Origin of the sequence: Vreelandella boliviensis LC1, from assembly GCF_000236035.1 — a bacterium.
Classification (GTDB): Bacteria; Pseudomonadota; Gammaproteobacteria; order Pseudomonadales; family Halomonadaceae; genus Vreelandella; species Vreelandella boliviensis.
The window spans coordinates 952,785-974,423 of sequence record NZ_JH393257.1 but is presented as its reverse complement, the minus strand read 5'-3'; the positions used below and the strand labels follow the sequence as shown (position 1 = coordinate 974,423).

The following is a 21,639-nucleotide window of genomic DNA, read 5'->3' as shown; positions in this document are numbered from 1 at the left end:
CTTTTCAGCACGCTGAAAAGGGGTAAAGGTTAGCGTCTATCTTTCTGGCTTAACTGAAAAGCGCAAAGCTATCGGCGTTAAGCCACATATGCACCAAAATACTGGCGATGTAGCCAAGTAAAATCACCGGTGACCAGCGCAAGTGGCCCATAAACGTATAGGAACCCCTGGCCTGGCCCATCACCGCCACACCGGCCGCGGAGCCAATCGATAGCAAACTGCCCCCGACACCCGCGGTTAAGGTAATCAGCAGCCACTGACCGTGGGACATATCGGGTTCCATGGTCAGCACCGCAAACATCACCGGAATGTTGTCTACCACGGCGGAAACAACGCCTAATACAATATTGGCAGCGGTGGCGTTCCAGCCGGTATACAGCGCTTCTGACAACAAGCCCAGATAGCCCATAAAACCAAGCCCGCCAACGCACATCACCACCCCGTAGAAAAACAGCAACGTGTCCCACTCGGCGCGCGCTACGCGGTTAAAGACATCGAACGGCACCACGCCACCCAATTGCTCAAGCTTCTTGTTGTCGCCGCGGCGACTATAGCGTTCGCGCTTGCGTTCCAACGAGCGAGGCAGACTGCGGCGCAGGTAGTAGCCGAAAAACTGTAAGTAGCCCAAGCCGGTCATCATGCCCAGTACCGGAGGCAAGTGGAGTAAAACATGGCACATAACAGCGGTGGTAATGGTTAACAAAAACAGCAGCACAATGCGCCGGGCGCCACGCTTCAACCACACATCTTCATAAACGCTGGAGGGTTTTTCATCCTTGATAAACAGGCTCATGATACAGGCTGGAATCAGGAAGTTGACCAGCGCGGGGAAGAACAGAATGAAGAACTCCTGGAACTCCACCATGCCCGCTTGCCATACCATTAGCGTGGTAATGTCGCCAAAGGGGCTAAACGCGCCCCCGGCGTTGGCGGCAACAACGATATTGATACAAGCGAGGTTAATGTAGCGCTGGTCGCCCTCGGCCACTTTGGTTACTACGGCGCACATCAGTAGCGCGGTAGTGAGGTTGTCGGCAATTGGCGAGAGTACAAAGGCAAGGCCGCCGGTCAGCCAAAACAGCGTCCGGTAGTTGAAGCCTTTGCGCAGCATCCAAGAGCGTAGGGCATCGAAAACGCGGCGCTCTTCCATCGCGTTGATGTAGGTCATGGCCACCAGCAAGAACAGCATCAGCTCGGTGAACTCCAAAAGCGTGACGCGGAAAGCGTGCTCGGACGCGTCCGACATGCCGTTTTGGACATACACCCAGCCGATGAGGCTCCAAATGATACCGGCCGCCACCAACACCGGTTTAGACTTGCGCATATGGATCTTTTCTTCCGCCATGACGAGCGCATAGGCCAGGACGAAAATCGCTACCGCGAAAAAGCCAACGGTAGAGGTAGTTAGATCTAATTCACCGGTCACTGCAAAAGCACTGGGGCTTACGCCTAATAGTAAGGCCGCTAACAAAAAAAGCCAGCGACGATATAATCGTGGCTGGCAAGAGGGTTGGCACAACGTAGGCATGTGACGCTCTTCCTCATGGTTAAGTTGTCAGGAGTAGTGTAAAAGCAGCCATATTCTATCAGTCTATATTGCGCCGCAATACCTTATTAAAACGAACGAAAGTAGTTCTTCTTAGGGCAATAGCATCTTTTTTTAGTAAATTAATCTTTTAGGTAATGGTAAATATTTCAATATTAGTTTTAAAAAACGATTAATAGTCGATTCAAAATTATACTATCGCCGTATAGCACTGTTGGATCAGATTCAGATTCTATATCTGCTTTCGCTAATGTTTTGATTCAAAAAAGACCTCGTGAATGCGGTCAGGATGGTGTGCAGGGCGGAGGAGGAGAGTGCCCGGCTAAGTGCAGTCGTGATATGTTGAGGCGAGCCACGCTCTTAGCTTGGTCATGTAACAACTGGATAAGATAAAAACGAGGCCGATTAAAAACGGCTACTGAATACGTTAAGGAATACAAAGATGCGCAATCCCTTTCGCTCCCTATATCGCACGCTTGGCGTGTCGGTGGCTACGCTCGCCTTGGCAGGTACTGCTCTCTCTGCCAGTGCTGAAACCCGCGTGACCTATAAATCGGCTTCAGCGGGTACCGCCTATTATCAGATGGGGGTAGAGCTCTCTGAGGCGATTCGCCAGGGTACCGATGACGCTATTATCCTCACCCTGGAAGAGAGCCAGGGCTCGGTACAAAACGTAATGGAGGTGATGGCCCGCCAAGGTAACTATGTGTTTACCACGCCACCTGCTTTGGTTGAGCAGGCCATGGCCGGCGAGGGCGCCTTTGCCGAACGTCAGAATCCCCGCTTTCAAGAAATTCGCGGCTTATTTCCGATTCCCTCTATCACCATGCACTTTGTGTTAGCGGGTGACGAAGGCGTGGCTGATATTTCCGCGCTTGAAGGCAAGCACTTACTGATTGGTCGAGGCACCTTTGGCGCCCGTGAAGCGGCTCGTTACCTTGAGTTATTTGGCCTGGAAGAGAGTGTAAAAATTGCCGATGCGGCGATGGGTAGTGGCCCCGATGCACTAAAAAACGGCCAGATTGATGGTTTTGTGACCGCCAGCTCCTTCCCCTCTCCCAACGTGATTGAGACAGCCGCTAGCATGCCGGTGACCTTAATTAGCCTCACCGATGAGCAAATCGAACAGATCGGTGCACCACGCCAAACGATCCCCGGCGGTACCTACCCTGGTGTAGATAAAGATGTCGAAACCACGTCGCTACCGGTGATCGCTTACACTACAACGTCGATGGACGACGAGACTGCCTATACGCTAACCAAGACGTTTTGGGAACGCCGCGATGCCATGGCGGAAGAGGCTGCGTGGTGGAGCAGCATTAGCCCCGATATGTTGGCAAACATGACCGGCACGCTCCACCCAGGTGCGTTGCGTTATTACCAAGAAGCGGGGGTAGAGGTGCCTGACGCTCTGCGTTAATCACTTTTTTCCATCCTCCACCCTCCATCTTCCCGCTGCCACGGTATTTGCGCTGTGGCAGTACTGTATTGATGCAGTATTGATAGGCAATTTGGCATGCGTGTTTTTACCTCGTCGCCAGCGGCGATCCTTTCTAATGATCGCTCAATAGCGCCGGGCTGGATGGCGTTAGGTGCGGTCAGTGTGGTGTTCCATCTTGGCTTGATTTTTTATGGTTTAACGCCTGCGCTCGTTAGTCGGCCTCTGCATATGGCGCTGCTGTTGCCTTGGGTGCTGGTCTATATGGCCAACACGCCGACGCAGCGAATAAGCGGTTGGATACTGACGGTATTGGGCATTGCTGCATGTGGCTATATCGCGTTTAACGAAGCTGCGCTAGCCAACCAGTACGGCTTTATTGATACCCATCTACAGATGGGCATTGGTCTGTTTTTGATTGCTTTAGCGCTAGAGATTGCCCGCCGAGCCATTGGTTGGCCTCTTCCGCTGGTGGCCTTGTTGGCCTTACTGTATGGCGCTTTTGGTCAGTATGTGCCGGGCGCTTTTGGTCACCCAGGGCTACCGCTGCCCAGCATGGTGGGCACGCTCACGATTGCTGAAGGTGGGCTATGGGGATCGCTGACAGGAGTGAGTGTCAGCGTGGTGGCGATTTTTGTGATTTTCGGCGCGGTACTCAACGCCGGAGAGGCAGGCCAGGGGTTTATGAATCTGGCCAGCGCGGTGGCAGGGCGGCTCACCGGTGGGGCTGCTAAGGTTGCGGTGATTTCCTCGGCGCTGATGGGCTCTATATCCGGCTCAGCGTCTGCCAACGTCGCTTCCACTGGGGCAATCACCATTCCCTCCATGGTTCGTTTGCGCTACCCGCGTTCGCTGGCTGGCGCGGTGGAAGCTGTTGCTTCCTCCGGCGGACAAATTATGCCGCCGCTGATGGGCGCGGGTGCGTTTGTGATGGTGGAACTGACCGGCACGCCGTATACCCAGATTATGGCCGCGGCCTTGCTACCAGCGGTGCTGTACTTTCTGACCGTCTGGGTAGGTATTAATGCCTATGCGACCCGGCATGATCTAAAGCCCGTGGCCGAAAGCGAGCGCCCCAGCGTGAAAGAGGTAGTGATTACCTCGCTGTTTTTCGCCATCCCCTTTGTCCTGCTGTTAGAACGCATCTTTAACGGCGGCTTTACTCCCCAGTATGCCGCTAGCATTGCGATTTTCGCGGGAATAGCGCTGCTTTTCTTTAATGTGACGCTGCGCTTTTCGCTCCCCGGCTTTACCAGCCGCTTAGCCGAGGCAGTGGTCACCGCTGGGCGTCAGATTGCCGTCATTGGCGCCATTATCCTGTGTGCCTCGCTGGTAGTCGGTGTGCTGTCGTTGACGGGGTTGGGCGTCAAGATCACCTCAGGCATTTTATCGCTCTCCAACGACATGCTCTGGCCAGCTTTGCTACTAACGGCGCTCGCCTGCTTGATTTTAGGTATGGAGGTGCCGACCACCGCCGCCTATGTGATTTGTGTCTCTGTCGCAGGGCCTGCCCTGACCTCGCTAGGTTTGGAACCGCTTTTGGCGCATCTGTTTGTATTCTGGTACGCGCTGCTCTCAACGATCACGCCACCGGTGTGTGGCGGTGTGTTTATCGCTGCGGGCATGGTGGGGGAGAACTGGCTAAAAGTCGCAATCAAAGCAATGGCGTTAGGGATAGGGCTATACATCATTCCCTTAGCCATGGTGGCTAACCCAGAGATGATCCAGCTGGCCTTTAATCCTTCCGGCGCTTTGTTAGATGCGCTGAAGGTGGCGATTGGTTTAGGTGCGATCTCTTACGGCGTTATTGCGCGAAAAGCGCTGTGGCAGCGGGTCGCGTTGATCGTGGGAGGCATTATTCTGATCTTTATAGTTTAGCTCGGCTGTTTAAACATCAGCGTCTAGCCGTAGCGGCGAAGAGGTGGGTAGTGGGGTGGTGGCAAACATTACCCAGATATCCAACGCAGGTCCCAGTGACTGCACTAAGCGCAGTTGCTCGGGCGCCTGCTCAAGCACCTCTTCGGCGCAAATGCCCGCCTCAAAACGTCCCGCCAGAAGCCCTTCTGCCACTGCCACTGTGGTGGGGGCGTCTATGATCTCTGTATAGGCCGTTAAGTCGGTGTAGTAGCGTGTCGCCGGTTGTAGCGCTACCTGGGTGGGGCGAACAGCGGCGCGTTGGGCAATCAGCGCCAGTGGCTTGCTGCCGGCTATAAAGGTGTCCACGGGATAAGCCCGATGCATATAGCGGCCAACACAATCGCTATGCGTTGCATGAGCGGTGCACTGTAGAACGTAGTTCACTTGACCAGCGAGGAGCGCCTGAAAGGCCTCTTCAAACTGGCTGAAGAGTGTCACGCTGCCTTCGCCAGAGCAGCGCATTTTGAGATAGCGCTTGGCAATCAGTTCATGGTTATTGCCACTAGGCCCCAAGGTTGCAATGTGCACGGTGATTTTTCTCCACGCTAAATGATCAAGTCATCGAGCCAAAAGCGCTGGAGCTTTTGGCCTGGCACAATTGACGATTAGATCATCTTAAAAGATCGTAAAGCTTAACGTTATATAAGCGGCATAGCCTGCGAGCAGTGCTGCCCCTTCCCAGCGCGACAGGCGCATACCGGTATACAAAAACAGCACCAGTACACCTGCGGCTCCCAGCATTACCCACTGGTCAAACATGGCCACCCGAGGCGCAAGGGGCAACGGCTGTAAAAACGCAGAGATACCCAGAATGCCTAACAGGTTGAAAATATTGCTGCCCAGAATATTGCCGACGGCAACATCCGCATGACGGCGTAGAGCAGCAATTACCGATACGGCCATTTCTGGCAGCGAGGTGCCTACAGCGACAATGGTTAAACCAATCACCGCTTCGGAAATACCCATGGCCTGGGCCAACCCAATGGCGCCGAATAAGAGTAGCTGTGACCCACCAATCAGCATGCCCAAACCAATCACTAGCGCTACGGCTATCATCCAGCCTGTGGTGGGGAGCTTGGTCATCTCTTCTGCTTCCGAAGCGTGCATTTCTGCTGCGGGAATGTGCTGACGGCTTTCACTTAAGTAGGCCCAAACAAGATAGCCGGCGAGGCCCGCTATAAAAATTGCGGCATCAAAGCGCCCCAGCGCACCGCCGAAGGAGAGGCCAATAAACAGCAGGCTGGCTAGCACTACGACCAGGCCATCCCGGCGCAGCGCTAAAGGTTGAACCACCATTGGGCAAATAACCGCGCACATGCCCAGAATCAATAAGATATTGCCGATGTTGCTGCCCACAATGTTGCCAACTGCAATGTCAGGCTGCTGGTTAATCGCGGCATCAATCGAAACCACAAGTTCAGGGGCTGAGGTACCAAAACCAACCACCACAAGCCCTGTTAGCAGTGGCGAAACCCCAACTCTTAGTGCGCCAGCCACCGCGCCGCGGATAAGCGATTCCCCTCCGAGGGTCAACAGGGCAATACCCGCCAACAAACTAAGTCCATATAGCATGTTAAAGTCTCTTCCAAAGTGCTCGCCAGGCCGTAAATGACGCGGGATTCACAAGGCAAGCCAAGCGCGCTAGGCGGTCGGATTAATAGTGCCTAACTTGCTGGCAAGATTACGGCTATTTTGGTAGTTTGCGCGGTTTTAAAACGGCTAGTAAGAGGCAGAACAACAAATTAAAAAGCACAAAGGCTTTGACCTGCTGCCAACTACATGGCAAGATGTGTGCAGTTAGTAAGTTAGCAAGCAAGCATGGTTCCAGAAGCATTCGAATTCTTTCGGTAGTCTGTAATTGTATTCCTTGTTCTACTCACTATTTATCTGGGTAATACCAGGATTTTTACAATTCGCGACTCGCGAAAAGGATTTTATATCATGGCAACTGGCACAGTTAAGTGGTTCAACGATTCTAAAGGCTTTGGCTTTATCGCTCCTTCTGACGGCAGTGATGACGTTTTTGCTCATTTTTCTGAAATTCAGTCTGATGGCTTCAAAACCCTTCCAGAAGGCGCTAACGTTTCTTTTGACGTTACCCAGGGTCAGAAAGGCCTTCAAGCTTCAAACATTAAGCTTCTTTCTTGATCCTAGCGATCATTTAAGTTCTCGAATCTTCTAGATTCGATGATCGGGCCCCGCTTAGGCGGGGCCCGATGCGTTTGTGTCCGCTAAAAAATATTTCCCTAAGAACAGCTGTACCCGTTATTAGATCAGCAAAAGCTCTGCGATCAATTCCTTAGTTTCATAGGTGTTTATTCGCGTAATGCAAAAACGAGCTTGATTTGTTGTTATGTTATAATATATCTTTTTTGGTGACTTGTTTTATGAACAGCCAAAGGAAAACCGAATATGACAGCATTGCCACTTAAAGCCGCCAGCGCACTTGTATTGAGTGCATTGATACTGACGGGCGTTCAAGGCGTTAGCGCCAGCGATCATGAGCATGATCACGACCATGTTCATAACGACCACGACCACGACCACGACCACGACCACGATAGCGATATCTATTCAGGCTATTTTGATGATGAGCAGGTTGAGGATCGTGCGCTTTCTGATTGGGAGGGCGATTGGCAGTCCGTTTATCCCTACCTGCAGGATGGCACGCTGGATGAAGTTTTTACGCAGAAGGCAGAGAGTGGCGATAAAACCGCCGATGAGTACAAAGCCTATTATAATATTGGTTATCAAACGGGTGTAGATAGGATCGTTATCGATGGCAATAGCGTCACCTTCTACGAAAATGGTGAAGAGAGATCAGGCAAGTATCAATACGATGGCTATGAAATTCTAACTTACCAAGCAGGTAACCGAGGTGTGCGGTTTATCTATGAGCTTGAACAAACATCTGACGATCTGCCTCAATATATCCAATTTAGCGACCACAGTATTTACCCCACTGATGCGCATCACTACCACCTTTACTGGGGCGATGATCGTGAAGCGCTGCTAGAAGAAGTGACGAACTGGCCTACTTATTACCCCTCGGAGCTAAGTGGCGATGAAATCGTAGATGAGATGCTGGCTCACTAATTAGTGGCGATGAATAATAGCTTCTTTTTAATACGTGGGTGAGAAGCAAAGCGCTGGCAGAAATGCTGGCGCTTTGCTTTTTATGGGTACAAATGAAATGTTGTGTTTGAAAATTAGGCCTAAGCTTACATCTGTGTGGTGCTACCAAAAACGTGAGAGGGACGCTTACTATGCGCTTGTTCAAATTCTTTCTGGTCGCCTGGCTTTTGGTTACAAATGGCTATGCCATGGCTAGCGCGGCGTGTGATAACGCGAATACGCAAACAGAACTAAACCAGTGCACGGCAATGTCGTACCAAACGGCCGATGACAAACTTAACGAGGCTTACCAAGCGCTGGTGGGCAAGCTGGCAAGTAATCCAGGCTCGCTTGAAAAACTTAGAGCGGCGCAGCGGGCCTGGATCGGCTTTCGTGATGCAGAGTGTGCGTATGAAAGTAGTGCGGTAGAAGGCGGTAGCGCACAGCCTATGGTCCGCAATGGGTGCCTTAAAGTACTCACAGAGCAGCGCACGGAGAGATTGCGTGAGCATGCTAGCTGCGAAGAAGGGGATTTGAGCTGCCCGCGCTAAAAGGCGTTCTTTTGCGGTAAATTAGGCTGCTACAGACACAAAAAAAGCACCCGTAGGTGCTTGATTTGTATAGTAAGGTGGTGGAGGCGGCGGGAATTGAACCCGCGTCCGCCAGCACGCGCCTATTGGCTCTACATGCTTAGATTCCGTCATTTAGTTTAGCGCGACTGACTCCGACGGTCAGGATTCAGCAACGCGAGCCTTCTAAAGTTTAACGCTTGGCGAGAAGACACCACCAAACGCGGTCCTATCAGCTTTAGCTCGTATCCCCGCAGTGATGAATAGGCACATCACCTTGGGGCCAGACAAGAAGCTAACAGTGTTTAAGCTGCTAGCGCGCCTTGAGCGTAGTTTTCGTCATTTGCGACTATTTTTTCGTGATGTGGGATTTACGAGATACATCACGCTCTCGGCATGCACCGCAAGGGTTGTCACCAGCGTCGAAACCATGTCGCCCCCTTAATACAGGTAAGCATTCTAACGTGCTCACAGCTGATTGACCAGTTAAGCCTTGGTATGTTCCCGCATAATCCGACCTTTTTGACGGTTCCAGTCGCGGTCTTTTTCTGTGGCGCGCTTGTCATGCAGCTGTTTACCAGTCACTAGCGCTAGCTCACACTTCACTTTATTGCGTTTCCAATAAAGTTTAAGAGGCACACAGGTATGGCCTTTGTCCTGGGTGACTGAAAATATCTTGGCAATCTCTTTACGATGCAGCAGCAGTTTACGGGTGCGCGTCGGGTCGGCAATCTCGTGGGTGCTTGCCGTGTTAAGCGGCATCACATGACTACCCAGCAGAAACGCCTCGCCGTTGCGCACCAAAATGTAGGTATCGGTGAGCTGAGCTTTACCGGCCCGCATGCTTTTAACTTCCCAGCCAGCGAGTGATAGACCTGCCTCGAAGGTTTCGTCGATATGGTATTCAAATCGGGCCTTCTTGTTTTGGGCGATAACGCTGCTACCGGGACCTTTACTGTTACCTTTCTTAGTGGCCATGGAACCTCATAATTAATCTGTCAGTGGCATCCCCTTCGTTATTTGGGGAGGCGTGATACCATTTAGGATCTGAAAAATGTTTCCCATGATACGCTTTGGGCACTGTGAAGTCAGCGGAGAGGTCAATGCCAACCGTCAATCGTTCCGCCTTAGTGCGGCACACCCCCCAGAAAATGTTCGATCTGGTTAATGACTTCGAGCGCTACCCGGAGTTTTTGCCAGGCTGCCGTCAGGCGCGTTTGCTCGAGCATGATGATGTGCATCTGATCGGCGAAATGACTCTAGGGCGCGCTGGAGTCGAGCAAACCATTACCACTCGCAACGAACTTTTTGCGCCTGAGCGTATAGAGCTTTCGCTGGTAAAAGGTCCCTTCAAGCGGCTTAAAGGTCGCTGGCTATTTATCCCCATGGGTGAGGGTGCCTGCAAAGTGAGCCTTGAGATGGAATTTGAGTTCGCCAATCGTCTTCTCGGTATGGCGTTCGGCAAGCTCTTTCAGCAAATCGCCGGCCAACTAGTCGATGCCTTCACCAAGCGGGCTAATGAGCTGTATGGGCGCTGAAACGCTCGCCATTGAGGTAGCCTATGCGCTTCCATCTAGACAGCGCATAGTGGCTCTGCGCGTGCCTGAGGGCACGACCGCGCGCCAGGCCGTTGCTTTGGCTGATTTGCCCGCACTATTTCCTGATGTGCCCGGCGATACGTTTTTTCAGGCACCGCTGGGTATCTTCGGTAAGGCGCTACGCAATCCCGATACCCAGCTGTTACGCGATGGGGATCGTGTAGAAGTTTACCGACCGTTGGCTGTTGACCCCAAGGTCGCTCGCCTAGAGCGTGCTAAGCGCCAAGCGAGCGACCTGGGCGGGTAAAGCGCTTTAAGGCTGTTGAGTGGGCTGTACGCTCGCTGGTGGCCGTATCTGGGTGCTCTCTTCAGGTAGCGCATCCATTGGGTCAACGCCTTCCGTTGCCGGGCCCATGCTGCTCTCACCTTCAAGCGGCAGCGGTTTGGATAAATCACCCTCTTGCTCAATGTTTATTAGACGACCCTGTGGATCGAAGGTGAGCGTTACGCGGCGCTGCTCTACATCGCCATACGCTTTATCTAAACGAAACACATAATCCCACTGGCTGGCGTCAAAGGGCGCTTCTAGCAACGGTCTTCCCATCACATAAGTAACCTGCTCTTGGGTCATTCCTGGCTGAAGCTGGCTAACCATTTCCTGAGTGATCAGGTTGCCTTGGGGAATATCGCGCTTGTACACGCCTACGTAGCTGCAGCCGCTAATAACGGTAAGGGCAACGGAGAGCGTGATGATTTGAGTCAATTTTTGCATTTGGGCCTATTCTTCACTATCGTGGTTTCGGTTGATCATACCCGACCTAACCAGTTACTGCGAAGAGCGACCATGGCCGATCAGAACCATGAATTGCGCAAAGCCGGTCTAAAAGTGACCCTGCCGCGCGTCAAGATACTTCAAATTCTCGAAAATGTTTCGGGTCAGCACCACCTTAGCGCGGAAGAAGTGTACAAAACACTGATCGATGCGGGCGAAGATGTTGGCTTGGCAACCGTATACCGCGTATTGACTCAATTTGAGTCAGCGGGCTTGGTTATTCGTCATAATTTCGACGGAGGACATGCGGTATTCGAGATGACCCAAGAGGATCACCATGACCACATGGTGTGCCTTGAAAGCGGTGAAATCATTGAATTTGTTGATGAGATCATCGAGCGTCGTCAGCAAGAAATTGCTGAAGAGCACGGCTACGAACTAGTGGATCATGCCCTGGTGCTCTATGTGCGTCCGCGCGGTTCGGACGTAACGCGCCAGGACAGCGGGCCGACGAACAAGAAATAATGTTCCTGGGTCGTCGCTAGTCTAAAATGTTAGTCGTTGTTCGAAATGTCAGCGCCCCTAATCTACTGGGCCGAATTCGCTAAGTGAATTCGCTCAGTAGTTAGGGGCGTTTGTGTTTGTCCAGTCCTTTGGCGTATCAGGTATCTGGTATCAGTGTGGTGGACGCTGGCTGGCGTGGAGCATCTCCCGCGCGTGAGCGAGTGTTTGGTCAGAAAGCGTCACACCGCCTAGCATGCGTGCCAGTTCGCTGATGCGCCCCTGTTCGTCGAGGAGTGCCATTTGAGTCAGTGTTGTATCGCGCTTCGCCTGTTTCTCAATGTGTAGGTGCTGGTGCGCCTGTGCCGCCACCTGGGGGAGGTGAGTGACGGTCATAACCTGACCGTTTTCGCCCAGTTTGCGCAATAGTTGGCCAACGATCTCTGCGGTGGCGCCCGAGATGCCCACATCCACTTCGTCAAACACCAGGCTGGGCACTGTTGAGTGCGTCGCCGCGACGACTTGAATCGCCAGACTAATCCGCGACAACTCGCCGCCGGAAGCTACTTTGGTTAATGGGCGAGCGGGCTGGCCGGGGTTGGCGCTAATTAAAAACTGCACACGATCAAGGCCTTCAGGGGAGGGCGCGTCTTTGGCGGTGACCTCCACTTCAAAACGCGCTTTGCCCATGGCTAGAAAGCCCAGCTGCTGCTGCACTTCTTTGCCCAAGCGAAGGGCCGCTTTTTGGCGGTTCTCGGTGAGTTTTTTCGCCTCTTGGCGGTAGCCTTCGCGTAGCTCAACTACCCGCGCACTAAGGGCTTCAAGGTCATTGCCGCCTTCTTCAAGCTGCGCAACTTCCCGCTTTAGGTCAGCATGCAGGGCGCATAGCTCTTCAGGGGCAACGTGGTGCTTGCGGGCAATCCGATGCACGTCGGTCATTCGCTCTTCTACCCAGGCGAGCCGTTCAGGGTCTAATTCGGTGGTGCTGGCGAGGCGGTTGAGTTCGCTGGAGGCCTCTTCCACTTGAATGCGTGCATCGCTCAACATGGCCAGTGTGTTGGCCAGGGTGCCTTTGTCGCTCCCCGGTAGCGCGCTTAAGTGAGCGAACGCCTGGTTGAGTAAAGACAGCGCACCGCCTTCATCGCTGGCGCAGCAGTCGGCGGCAAACTGGGTTTCGCGCAGGGTCTCCTCCGCGTGAGCCAGGGTGTGCTGCTCTTCTTCTAGGGTGGTTAATTCACCCTCCGCTAAAGCAAGCTGATCCAGCTCCTCTACCTGATAGCGCAGCAGTTGCCGTTTGGCTTCTACTTCACTGCCTTCTTCGCTTAGCTTCTTCAGCTGACGACGTGCATTGCGCCATTCGCGGAACGTTTCGGCTAATTGAGCGCTGGCATCGTTTAGGCCTGCGTAATCGTCTAGCAAGGCAAGGTGAGTCTCTTCGCGCATTAAAGCGTGATGAGCATGCTGGCCATGAATTTGAATCAGCTGCTCGCCGAGAGATTTAAGGTCGGATATGGTCGCGGGTTGGCCGTTGATCCATGCTTTGGAACGGCCGTTGGCGGTGACCACGCGGCGCAGTAAGCACTCTTCTGCTGGGAGCTCCCGAGCCGTTAGCCACTCGACGGCGGCGGGCAGGTGCTGAATATCGAAACGCGCGGAGAGGTCGGTACGCTCACGGCCGTGGCGCACGCTGCCAGCGTCGGCACGCTCGCCCAGGCAGAGCCCAAGGGCGCCTAACAGGATCGATTTGCCCGCCCCGGTCTCCCCAGTAATCGCGGTCATACCGCCGGTCAAGTCGAGCTCTAAGTGATCGACAATGGCGAAATCTTGAATAGCTAGCTGAGTAAGCATGGCGCCTCCTGAGGCGGTACAGCATAGAAGCTGGATACTTATCCAATAGTTGTTGATTTATACAGTAGTTAATAACTCACTTCAATGCACCTCTTGAGATGGAATTTATGGCCCCCATATAGCTTGCATGATCAGTTAAAGCGAGTGACTTAAAGGCTTACTTCTTTGCGCGTTGCCCGCGTGGCCGCGCCCTACTTTTGAGGAGCACAACATGGCGAAAGAACCGCAAACACCGATGGACGATGAGCTAGCCCGCCACGAGCAAGAAGCCGATGGCGCCGAGCAAGCGGCTGAGAAGGTCGCTGAAGAGCGCTTGATGGAGGGCGAACTTGAAGGGTTGATCAATGACGAAGAGGCGCTAGAAGGCAGCTCCGACAACCCCGAAGCGGAAATGCTAGCTGCCCAAGTGGGCGAGTTAGAGCAGAGCTTGGCTGAGGCTAAGGATCAAGCCCTGCGTGCCGCCGCTGAAGCGCAAAACGTGCGCCGACGTGCGGAGCAGGAAGCGGAAAAAGCGCGCAAGTTTGCCCTGGAAAAGTTCGTTAAAGAACTGCTGCCGGTAGTGGATAGCCTGGAAAAAGCGCTTGAGACCATGGAAGAGGGTGCCTCAGACGTTCACCGTGAAGGCGTCTCAATGACCTTGAAGATGCAGCTGGATGTGCTCAACAAATTCGGCGTTGAAAGCATTGAGCCCCATGGTGAGCCCTTCGACCCGCAGGTGCACGAAGCGATGACCATGGTGCCTAACCCGGATCTTGATCCGAACACCGTGATGGACGTGATGCAGAAAGGCTATTTGCTCAATGGACGCCTGGTGCGCCCAGCCATGGTCGTAGTGAGTAAAAAGGCCGATTAAGCCACCGGCGGCACAGAGTCTGAAATAAGAGTGTGAAACAAGAGCGTGAAATAACAGTGTGAAAAAAAAGCCCTTGAAATGTCAGCGGCGGCCCCCAAATAAAGGGCAACCCCGCGGGGAAACCCGCAGACAAGCTTTAAAAGCTAAATTTTCAGTTTTGTAACAACCGAATTCGAGGTATTGCTATGGGACGTATAATTGGTATCGACCTGGGCACCACTAACTCTTGTGTGGCCGTGCTCGATGGTGACAGCGCTAAAGTTATTGAAAACGCCGAAGGCGGCCGTACGACGCCTTCTATCATCGCTTATACCGATGATGGTGAAACGCTGGTAGGTCAGGCGGCTAAACGTCAGGCCGTTACTAACCCAGAAAACACCCTGTACGCCATCAAGCGTCTGATTGGCCGTCGTTTTAAAGACGACGTTGTTCAAAAAGACATCAAAATGGTGCCGTACAAAATCACCGAAGCCGACAACGGTGATGCCTGGGTTGAAGTAAAAGGCAAAAAAATGGCGCCGCCGCAGGTAAGCGCGGAAGTGCTGAAGAAAATGAAGAAGACCGCCGAAGACTACCTGGGCGAAGCGGTGACCGAAGCGGTCATTACCGTACCGGCCTACTTCAACGACAGCCAGCGTCAGGCGACCAAAGACGCCGGTCGCATTGCGGGTCTAGACGTTAAGCGCATCATCAACGAGCCGACCGCTGCCGCACTGGCCTACGGTATGGACAAATCGCGCGGCGACAAAACCATCGCGGTCTACGACCTGGGTGGCGGTACCTTCGATATCTCAATCATCGAAATTGCCGATGTCGACGGCGAAACCCAATTTGAAGTGTTGGCCACCAACGGTGACACCTTCCTGGGCGGCGAAGACTTTGACTTGGCGCTGATCAACTACCTGGTTGACCAGTTCAAGTCTGACAGCGGCATTGATCTGTCCGGCGACAACCTGGCCATGCAGCGTCTGAAAGAAGCCGCCGAGAAAGCCAAAATTGAGCTTTCCAGCGCCCAGCAGACCGACGTGAATCTGCCTTACATCACCGCCGACAACACTGGCCCGAAACACCTTAACGTTAAAGTGACACGCGCCAAGCTGGAATCGCTGGTAGAAGAGCTGGTTCAGCGCTCGCTCGAGCCGTGCAAAATGGCCCTGAAAGACGCTGGCCTTTCTGCGTCTGAAATCGACGAAGTGATCCTGGTCGGTGGCCAGACACGTATGCCGATGGTGCAGAAGAAAGCCGCTGACTTCTTCGGTAAAGAAGCCCGTAAAGACGTTAACCCGGACGAAGCGGTTGCCGTTGGCGCAGCGATTCAGGGCGGCGTACTGGGTGGTGACGTTAAAGACGTTCTGCTGCTCGACGTTACCCCGCTTACCCTGGGTATCGAAACCCTGGGTGGCGTGATGACGCCGCTGATCGACAAGAACACCACCATCCCGACCAAGAAGACACAAACCTTCTCTACGGCGGATGACAACCAAACGGCGGTGACCATTCACGCCGTGCAGGGTGAGCGTAAGCAAGTGTCGCAGAATAAGTCGCTGGGTCGTTTTGATCTTGCCGACATTCCGCCTGCACCGCGCGGCGTGCCCCAGATCGAAGTCGCCTTCGACTTGGATGCCAACGGTATCCTGAACGTGTCGGCAAAAGACAAGGCCACTGGCAAAGAGCAGTCGATTGTCATCAAGGCGTCTAGCGGCTTGTCGGAGGAAGAGGTTGAGCAGATGGTGCGCGATGCCGAAGCTCACGCCGAAGAGGACAAGAAGTTCGAAGAGCTGGTGCAACTGCGTAACCAAGCCGATGGCATGATTCACGCTACGCGCAAAACGGTGGAAGAGGCGGGTGATAAAGCCACTGATGACGAGAAGCAGGCGATTGAGACCGCAATCAGCGAGCTGGAAGAAGCGGTTAAAGGTGACGACGTCGATAACATTCAGAAGAAGCTGGATGCACTGACCGAAGCCTCTGGCCAGCTAGCCCAGAAGATGTACGCCGAGCAGGCCGAAGCGGCGCAGCAAGAGGGCGGTGAAGGTGCCGAGAACGCGGGCACCAAGCCGGAAGAAGATGTGGTTGACGCCGAGTACGAAGAAGTCAACGACGATCAGAAAAAGCAGTAACATCCTCTTTCTGCCAAGGTCAGCGGTGACGCGGGAGCTTACTCCCGCGTTGCTGTTTCCGCGGCCAAGACGCACGTAACTAATTATGACGGTAAGTATGTCGTTAAATATGCAGCTAAATGTTATGTCGTTAAATATTCAGTTGAGTGCGTAGCTAACCAGGAGGCGTAGGGCCTATGTCCAAACGCGATTATTACGAAGTCCTGGGTGTCGAAAAAGGGGCCGATCAGAAAGAGATCAAGAAGGCCTATCGCCGTCTGGCGCAAAAATTCCACCCTGATCGAAACCCGGACGATAAAACCTCAGCGGAAAAATTCCGCGAAGTGTCCGAAGCGTATGAAGTGCTCAGCGACGGCGAAAAGCGCGCTGCCTATGACCAATTCGGCCATGCGGGCGTTGATGGCCAAGGTGGTGGCGGTGGTTTCGGCGGCGCAGGTGCCGGCGATTTCAGCGACATTTTCGGCGATGTATTTGGCGATATTTTTGGCGGAGGCGGTGGTCGTCGCCGTGGGCCCAATGCCCCAGCACGCGGCTCCGACCTGCGCTATAACCTAGAGCTGGATCTGGAGAACGCCGTTGCAGGCACCACAGTCGATATTCGCGTTCCGCGACATATCGAGTGTGACCGCTGCGATGGTGGCGGCGCCGAGCCAGGCTCCTCGAAAGAGACCTGCCCGACCTGTCACGGCCACGGTCAGGTGCGCATGCAGCAGGGCTTCTTTGCTGTGCAGCAAACATGCCCCACCTGCCATGGCTCTGGCCAGCACATTAAAGTGCCGTGCCATAAGTGTAATGGCGAAGGGCGCGTACGCGAGACTCGCACGCTGTCCGTCAAGATTCCGCCCGGCGTGGATACCGGCGACCGTATCCGCTTGAATGGCGAAGGCGAAAGTGGCGTTAACGGTGGCCCGCCTGGGGATCTGTACGTGCAGGTGGCGATCAAGCCGCACCATATCTTCCAGCGTGACGGAAAGCACCTGCAGTGCGATGTGCCAATCAACTTCGTCGACGCAGCGCTAGGTGGCGAGCTTGAAGTACCCACGCTAGACGGCCGCGTGAAGCTGAAAATTCCGCCGGAAACCCAAACCGGCAAACTGTTCCGCCTGCGCGGTAAAGGCGTCAAGCCCGTACGTGGCGGCATGCCAGGCGACCTGCTGTGCAAGGTGGTAGTGGAAACGCCGGTCAAGCTTAACGACGAGCAGCGCGACCTACTGCGCCAGCTGCAAAAGAGCTTCGACGACAGCAATAGCCACAACCATTCGCCTAAGAAAACCGGCTTCTTCGACAGTGTGAAGAGCTTCTTTGAAGATATGAAGCCGTGATTCTGCGATAATGGTTATCAGTTAGTGGTTTGGTTCAAAAACCCTCGGTTCGCCCGGGGGTTTTTGCTGTTTAAGGAATGTTAAGCACAATGGATCACCTTGAAGAACGGCCCACCATGGGTATTTTGCTGCGGGTACTGTCAGGCCTATTGTTTACCGGGATGCTGGTGTGCATTAAGGCAGTCAGTGACGACGTGCCGGTGGGTCAGTCGGTGTTTTTTCGCTCGCTGTTTGCGCTGCTGCCTATCGTGATTTTTCTGCTGCTGCGGCGGGAGTTTCCCCACGGGGTAGCGACGCGCCGCCCGCTGGGGCATGCGCTGCGTTCTGGGCTGGGAGCGGCGGCGATGTTTGCCTCTTTTGCAGCGGTGGCGCTTCTGCCCGTTGCTGAGGCAACCCTGCTGGCCCAGCTAACGCCGGTGTTTATGGCGATAGGCGGTGTGCTGTTGTTGGGGGAGCGCTTCTCGCTCTACCGCGCTGGCGGCATAATATTGGCGGTTGCTGGAGTGGCAGTGCTGATTTTGCCTGGGCTCAATGCCAGTTCCGGTAACGGCCAGGCGACCGGGTACGCGCTAGGGGCGCTAAGTGCGCTGTTAACCGCTGGGGCGCTACTGACCGTCAGGCGTATTTCGCGCACCGAGACGGCAGCTTCCATCGCTTTCTATTTTATCTTGGTGGCTGCGCTGGCCGGGTTGGCCACGCTTCCATTGGGCTGGGCAGCGCTTAATCGAGTTGAGTTCGCGCTCTTAGTGCTATCGGGCCTGTTTGGCGGCGCTGCGCATATCGCGATGACATTAGCTCTACGCTACGCCGAGGCGTCGCGTTTAGCGCCGTTTGAATATATTGCTCTGGTGTGGCCCGTGCTTGCCGATTGGGTGCTGTTTGGCATACCGGTCTCCAGCGGCTTCCTGCTAGCGCTACCGCTGATGTTATCCGGGGTAGCGCTAGCGGCGATGGAAGGGCGGCGGCTTAAGTTAACGGCTAGATGGCTGCTTCGACGATAAGCTGTGGCTGACCTTTCGAACACGGCTCAATACGCGCTGCTACCTGGTAGACCTGGCGTAGCAGCGAAGGAGTGATCACTTCAGCGGTAGGGCCGCAGGCAATCAGGCGGCCATTCTCTAGCAGCATGGCCGCGTCGGCGAAGCGTAGCGCATGCCCCAGGTCGTGGAGTGCCACCAGAATCAGCATCTGGCGCTCGTCGGCCAACCGGCGCAGCACCGTTAACAGGCTGATTTGGCGGTTAAGGTCGAGCGCCGAAGTCGGCTCGTCCAGCATCAAAATCTCCGGCTCTTGGACCAGCGCTTGGGCGGCGCTGACTAACTGACGCTGCCCGCCGCTAAGATCGCCGATATCGCGTTCGCCAAGGGCCGCGATAGAGAGCTCCTCAAGCGCGCGATCAACCTGTGCTAAATCCTCAGGTTGTACTTTTAATCCGCGCCCCTGCATACGCGCCAAAAGCACCGATTCATATACTGTCAGCACGGCCTTGGCGCCGGTGTCCTGAGGCATATAGCCCACGGGGCGCTCGGCGCTGGTGCCGCTGATAATCACCTCGCCTTCGCCTTTCAGTAAGCCCAGTATGCGTCGAAAAAGCGTCGATTTACCCGCCGCATTAGGGCCCAGCAGGGCCACGATTTGCCCACCTTGAAAGCAGGGGGTGGTGATCCCTTCCAGAATAGGCTGCCGCCCATAGCGGGCGGATACACGGTTTAGTTGTAGGGTTACCATGAGGCCTTCTTGTGGTTAAGCACCAGAAATAGGAAGAAGGGAATGCCCACCAGCGAGGTGATAATGCCAATGGGAATAATGGTGCCGGGGATAATGATCTTAGAAATGACCGAGCCAACGGAGAGGATCAGTGCGCCGCACAGCGCCGAGCCGGGCAGGAAGAAGCGCTGATCCTCGCCCAGTAAAATGCGCGCAATATGCGGCCCCACCAAGCCGATAAAACCAATAGTGCCCACGAACGCCACCGCGATGGCGGCTAGTAGCGATACCAGTACCAGCACTTCCAAGCGTAGCGCGCGGGGATTGACGCCCATGCTCTCGGCTTTGGCGTCGCCCAGGCGCATGGCGGTCAGCGCCCAGCCATGCCGGGCAAGCAGCGGCATCGACAAGGCAAGAATGCTAAGGGCGATCCAGAACTTGGGCCAGGTGGCTTTGGTCAAACTGCCCATGGTCCAGAATACCACCGCGGAAACTGCCTCTTGGCTGGCAAAGAACTGAATCAGCGCCATTAGCGAGTTGAAAATAAACACCATGGCGATGCCAAGCAGCACAATGGTCTCTACCGTCACGCCGCGCTTAAGGCTTAAGGCATGAATTAAGAAGGCGGTGAACATGGCCATCACGAAGGCGTTGATGGGCACCACAAACTCAATTGCTGCGGGTACAATGGCGACACCAAATGCCAGGCCCAGAGCGGCGCCAAAACTGGCCCCGGCGGAAATTCCCAGCGTAAAGGGGCTGGCTAGCGGGTTGCTTAGAATGGTCTGCATCTGCGCCCCGGCCACCGACAGGCTGGCGCCGACCACCAGTGCCATCAGCGCCACCGGCATGCGGATTTCCCACAGAATTACCCGCGCCTGCTGACTGACATTGTCTGGCGTAAATAGCGCTGCGACCACTTCGCCCAGGCTATAACGGGCAGGCCCGAGCGCCAAGTCAACGCAGAGGCTAAAAAACAGCGCTAACACCAGTGCTACCAATATCATTTGGCGGCGGAAAACCTGGCTATGGTAGAAGGCGCGTCCCTGTGAGACGTGCTCTGACACCTCTGTTTCCGATACCTTCGTTTCCGAGACTTGCGTATCAGTCGTCATGCAGCGATATCCAGTAGCCGGGTTCATAGTCGATGGGTAGGAAGCGTTCGTGCAGCTCTTCCATCGTAGCGTTGGGATCCAGGTCTTCAAACAGCTCGGGGTGTAGCCACTTGGCTAGCTGCTGCACGGCGACGAAGTAGTAGGGGCTGTTGTAAAACTGGTGCCAAATGGCGTGGAAGTTGCCCGATTCAACGGCCGTAATGCCGGTCATCGCGGTGCGCTCGGTCAGCGCTTCCAGCTTGGCGTGCGCTTTTTGCATATCCGACCCCGGCCCTACACCCACCCAGCCGCCGCCAGGCACATAGGCATCCCAGTTGCCGCCGGTGACAACGACGTGATCGGGGTTGGCGGCAATAATCTGTTCAGGGTTCAGGTTGCCGAAGCTGTTAGGAATAATGCCCTCGGCAATATTGCTACCGCCCGCCAGAGTGACATAATCGCCAAAGTTGGCAGGGCCAAAGCTCATGCAGCACTCGTCGGAGTAGCCGCCTGCCCGGTCGATAAATACGCTGGGGCGATCAGGGTTGGCCTCGGCAATCACATCGGTTACCCGTGCCAGTTGAGTCTCGGCAAATTCGATAAACGCTTCTGCGGCCTCTTCATCGTCCATGATCTGGCCGATGATGCGCATGGAGGGAATGGTGTGCTCAAGTGGGTCTTCACGAAAATCCACGTAGATGATCGGTATGCCCAATTGCGCCAACTTGTCGTCGTAGGCGGCGTCTTCGGTGGCAGCTTTTGCCTCAATGTTCATCAGCACTACGTCAGGGTTAAGCGCGGCGGCCTGCTCTACATCGAAGGTGCCGTCTTTGAAACCGCCAAAGGTAGGGATGTCTTCAATCTCTGGGAAGCGCTCTAGATAGCGGGCATAGTTATCAGGGTCCGCCTGAGAAAAGTCTTCGCGCCAACCGACCACATGGGCAAAAGGGTCTTCCGGTTCGAGTAGCCCAAGCAGATAAATTTGCCGCCCTTCGCCTAAAATAACCCGATCAGCAGGGGCGTCTAGGGTGACCTGGCGGCCAGCCACATCGGTGATGGTGATATCGTCAGCCACAGCAGTGGCGCAGCAAGCAAGGCTGATAAGCGTACCAAGCAGAATTTTTACAGGCGGAGAACTGAGCATTTTTTAACTCGTTGGTCGATATTGGTTAACAGGGCTGGCATCACTGATGCGCTATGACGATTTGATAGCATAGAGATGCAGTTGCTATTGTAACTGATTAGCGTTTGGACAGCATCACTGGGGTACAGCACTTAATGGTTCACATGCTACGCTTTG

Annotated in this window: 21 protein-coding genes and 1 other RNA gene; 12 read left to right on the top strand and 10 right to left on the bottom strand. The window is 54.4% G+C overall.

Annotated elements, in window-relative coordinates:
- Positions 1 to 49: 49 nt before the first annotated feature.
- Positions 50 to 1,528 carry a sodium:proton antiporter NhaD gene (gene nhaD / locus KUC_RS04230; protein ID WP_040479488.1) on the bottom strand — a complete coding sequence of 493 codons (1,479 nt, stop codon included), beginning with the start codon at positions 1,526 to 1,528 and terminating at the stop codon, positions 50 to 52.
- A gap of 460 nt (positions 1,529 to 1,988) precedes the next feature.
- Between nhaD and KUC_RS04225 the strand changes: the two genes are divergently transcribed.
- Complete coding sequence (locus KUC_RS04225; RefSeq protein WP_007111861.1) at positions 1,989 to 2,966, top strand: TAXI family TRAP transporter solute-binding subunit; 978 nt, start codon at positions 1,989 to 1,991, stop codon at positions 2,964 to 2,966.
- A 96-nt stretch (positions 2,967 to 3,062) separates the two neighbouring features.
- Positions 3,063 to 4,862: a TRAP transporter permease gene (locus KUC_RS04220; RefSeq protein WP_007111860.1), complete on the top strand. Its 1,800-nt coding sequence runs from the start codon at positions 3,063 to 3,065 to the stop codon at positions 4,860 to 4,862.
- A 9-nt stretch (positions 4,863 to 4,871) separates the two neighbouring features.
- On the opposite strand, the gene KUC_RS04215 is transcribed toward KUC_RS04220, so the two are convergent.
- Both KUC_RS04215 and KUC_RS04210 read right to left on the bottom strand, forming a co-directional pair.
- The gene (locus KUC_RS04215; RefSeq protein ID WP_040479485.1) at positions 4,872 to 5,429 is read right to left on the bottom strand and encodes a transporter substrate-binding domain-containing protein; all 558 of its coding nucleotides are present in this window, start codon (positions 5,427 to 5,429) and stop codon (positions 4,872 to 4,874) included.
- Positions 5,430 to 5,516: 87 nt separating this feature from the next.
- Entirely contained in the window at positions 5,517 to 6,473 is a 957-nt protein-coding gene (locus tag KUC_RS04210) for a calcium/sodium antiporter (RefSeq protein ID WP_007111858.1), read from the bottom strand.
- A gap of 369 nt (positions 6,474 to 6,842) precedes the next feature.
- On the opposite strand from KUC_RS04210, the gene KUC_RS04205 reads away from it, so the two are divergent.
- The 3 genes from KUC_RS04205 to KUC_RS04195 all read left to right on the top strand — a co-directional run bounded on the left by KUC_RS04205 (position 6,843) and on the right by KUC_RS04195 (position 8,566).
- A complete protein-coding gene (locus KUC_RS04205) occupies positions 6,843 to 7,049 on the top strand; it encodes a cold-shock protein (RefSeq protein WP_007111857.1) in 207 nt (68 codons plus the stop codon).
- Positions 7,050 to 7,313: 264 nt separating this feature from the next.
- A complete protein-coding gene (locus tag KUC_RS04200; RefSeq protein ID WP_007111856.1) occupies positions 7,314 to 7,997 on the top strand; it encodes a metal-binding protein ZinT in 684 nt (227 codons plus the stop codon).
- A gap of 170 nt (positions 7,998 to 8,167) precedes the next feature.
- The gene (locus tag KUC_RS04195) at positions 8,168 to 8,566 is read left to right on the top strand and encodes a lysozyme inhibitor LprI family protein (RefSeq protein WP_050804807.1); all 399 of its coding nucleotides are present in this window, start codon (positions 8,168 to 8,170) and stop codon (positions 8,564 to 8,566) included.
- A 78-nt stretch (positions 8,567 to 8,644) separates the two neighbouring features.
- On the opposite strand, the gene ssrA is transcribed toward KUC_RS04195, so the two are convergent.
- Both ssrA and smpB read right to left on the bottom strand, forming a co-directional pair.
- Positions 8,645 to 9,025, bottom strand: a transfer-messenger RNA (tmRNA) gene (ssrA, locus tag KUC_RS19240).
- A gap of 45 nt (positions 9,026 to 9,070) precedes the next feature.
- Positions 9,071 to 9,562, bottom strand: a complete 492-nt coding sequence (gene smpB, locus KUC_RS04190) for an SsrA-binding protein SmpB (RefSeq protein WP_007111854.1) — start codon at positions 9,560 to 9,562, stop codon at positions 9,071 to 9,073.
- Positions 9,563 to 9,687: 125 nt separating this feature from the next.
- Here smpB and KUC_RS04185 point away from each other — a divergent pair, with 125 nt between their 5' ends.
- Both KUC_RS04185 and KUC_RS04180 read left to right on the top strand, forming a co-directional pair.
- Positions 9,688 to 10,122, top strand: a complete 435-nt coding sequence (locus tag KUC_RS04185; protein ID WP_040479482.1) for a type II toxin-antitoxin system RatA family toxin — start codon at positions 9,688 to 9,690, stop codon at positions 10,120 to 10,122.
- Positions 10,112 to 10,429 carry an RnfH family protein gene (locus KUC_RS04180; protein WP_007111852.1) on the top strand — a complete coding sequence of 106 codons (318 nt, stop codon included), beginning with the start codon at positions 10,112 to 10,114 and terminating at the stop codon, positions 10,427 to 10,429. The genes KUC_RS04185 and KUC_RS04180 overlap by 11 nt, the downstream gene beginning before the upstream one ends.
- A gap of 6 nt (positions 10,430 to 10,435) precedes the next feature.
- On the opposite strand, the gene bamE is transcribed toward KUC_RS04180, so the two are convergent.
- The gene (bamE, locus tag KUC_RS04175) at positions 10,436 to 10,894 is read right to left on the bottom strand and encodes an outer membrane protein assembly factor BamE (protein ID WP_007111851.1); all 459 of its coding nucleotides are present in this window, start codon (positions 10,892 to 10,894) and stop codon (positions 10,436 to 10,438) included.
- Positions 10,895 to 10,966: 72 nt separating this feature from the next.
- Between bamE and fur the strand changes: the two genes are divergently transcribed.
- A complete protein-coding gene (fur, locus tag KUC_RS04170; RefSeq protein WP_007111850.1) occupies positions 10,967 to 11,419 on the top strand; it encodes a ferric iron uptake transcriptional regulator in 453 nt (150 codons plus the stop codon).
- A 150-nt stretch (positions 11,420 to 11,569) separates the two neighbouring features.
- Here the strand turns inward: fur and recN are convergent, their stop codons facing one another.
- Positions 11,570 to 13,243 carry a DNA repair protein RecN gene (recN, locus tag KUC_RS04165; RefSeq protein WP_007111849.1) on the bottom strand — a complete coding sequence of 558 codons (1,674 nt, stop codon included), beginning with the start codon at positions 13,241 to 13,243 and terminating at the stop codon, positions 11,570 to 11,572.
- Positions 13,244 to 13,454: 211 nt separating this feature from the next.
- Between recN and grpE the strand changes: the two genes are divergently transcribed.
- The 4 genes from grpE to KUC_RS04145 all read left to right on the top strand — a co-directional run bounded on the left by grpE (position 13,455) and on the right by KUC_RS04145 (position 18,539).
- A complete protein-coding gene (grpE, locus tag KUC_RS04160) occupies positions 13,455 to 14,096 on the top strand; it encodes a nucleotide exchange factor GrpE (RefSeq protein WP_007111848.1) in 642 nt (213 codons plus the stop codon).
- A gap of 185 nt (positions 14,097 to 14,281) precedes the next feature.
- On the top strand, positions 14,282 to 16,216 hold the full coding sequence (gene dnaK / locus KUC_RS04155) for a molecular chaperone DnaK (protein WP_007111847.1): 1,935 nt from the start codon (positions 14,282 to 14,284) through the stop codon (positions 16,214 to 16,216).
- 176 nt (positions 16,217 to 16,392) lie between these two features.
- Positions 16,393 to 17,538, top strand: a complete 1,146-nt coding sequence (dnaJ, locus tag KUC_RS04150) for a molecular chaperone DnaJ (RefSeq protein ID WP_007111846.1) — start codon at positions 16,393 to 16,395, stop codon at positions 17,536 to 17,538.
- A gap of 89 nt (positions 17,539 to 17,627) precedes the next feature.
- Positions 17,628 to 18,539, top strand: a complete 912-nt coding sequence (locus tag KUC_RS04145; RefSeq protein WP_040479478.1) for a DMT family transporter — start codon at positions 17,628 to 17,630, stop codon at positions 18,537 to 18,539.
- Here KUC_RS04145 and KUC_RS04140 read toward each other — a convergent pair.
- From KUC_RS04140 to KUC_RS04130, 3 genes are read right to left on the bottom strand one after another with little or no spacing between them, the layout of a single operon-like run.
- Positions 18,517 to 19,266: an ABC transporter ATP-binding protein gene (locus KUC_RS04140; protein ID WP_007111844.1), complete on the bottom strand. Its 750-nt coding sequence runs from the start codon at positions 19,264 to 19,266 to the stop codon at positions 18,517 to 18,519. The two genes, KUC_RS04145 and KUC_RS04140, sit on opposite strands and share 23 nt — an antisense overlap.
- Positions 19,260 to 20,360, bottom strand: a complete 1,101-nt coding sequence (locus tag KUC_RS04135) for a FecCD family ABC transporter permease (protein WP_040479475.1) — start codon at positions 20,358 to 20,360, stop codon at positions 19,260 to 19,262. Before KUC_RS04135 ends, KUC_RS04140 begins: the two co-directional genes overlap by 7 nt.
- Positions 20,350 to 21,483, bottom strand: a complete 1,134-nt coding sequence (locus KUC_RS04130) for an ABC transporter substrate-binding protein (RefSeq protein WP_040479472.1) — start codon at positions 21,481 to 21,483, stop codon at positions 20,350 to 20,352. The genes KUC_RS04135 and KUC_RS04130 overlap by 11 nt, the downstream gene beginning before the upstream one ends.
- Positions 21,484 to 21,639: the final 156 nt, after the last annotated feature.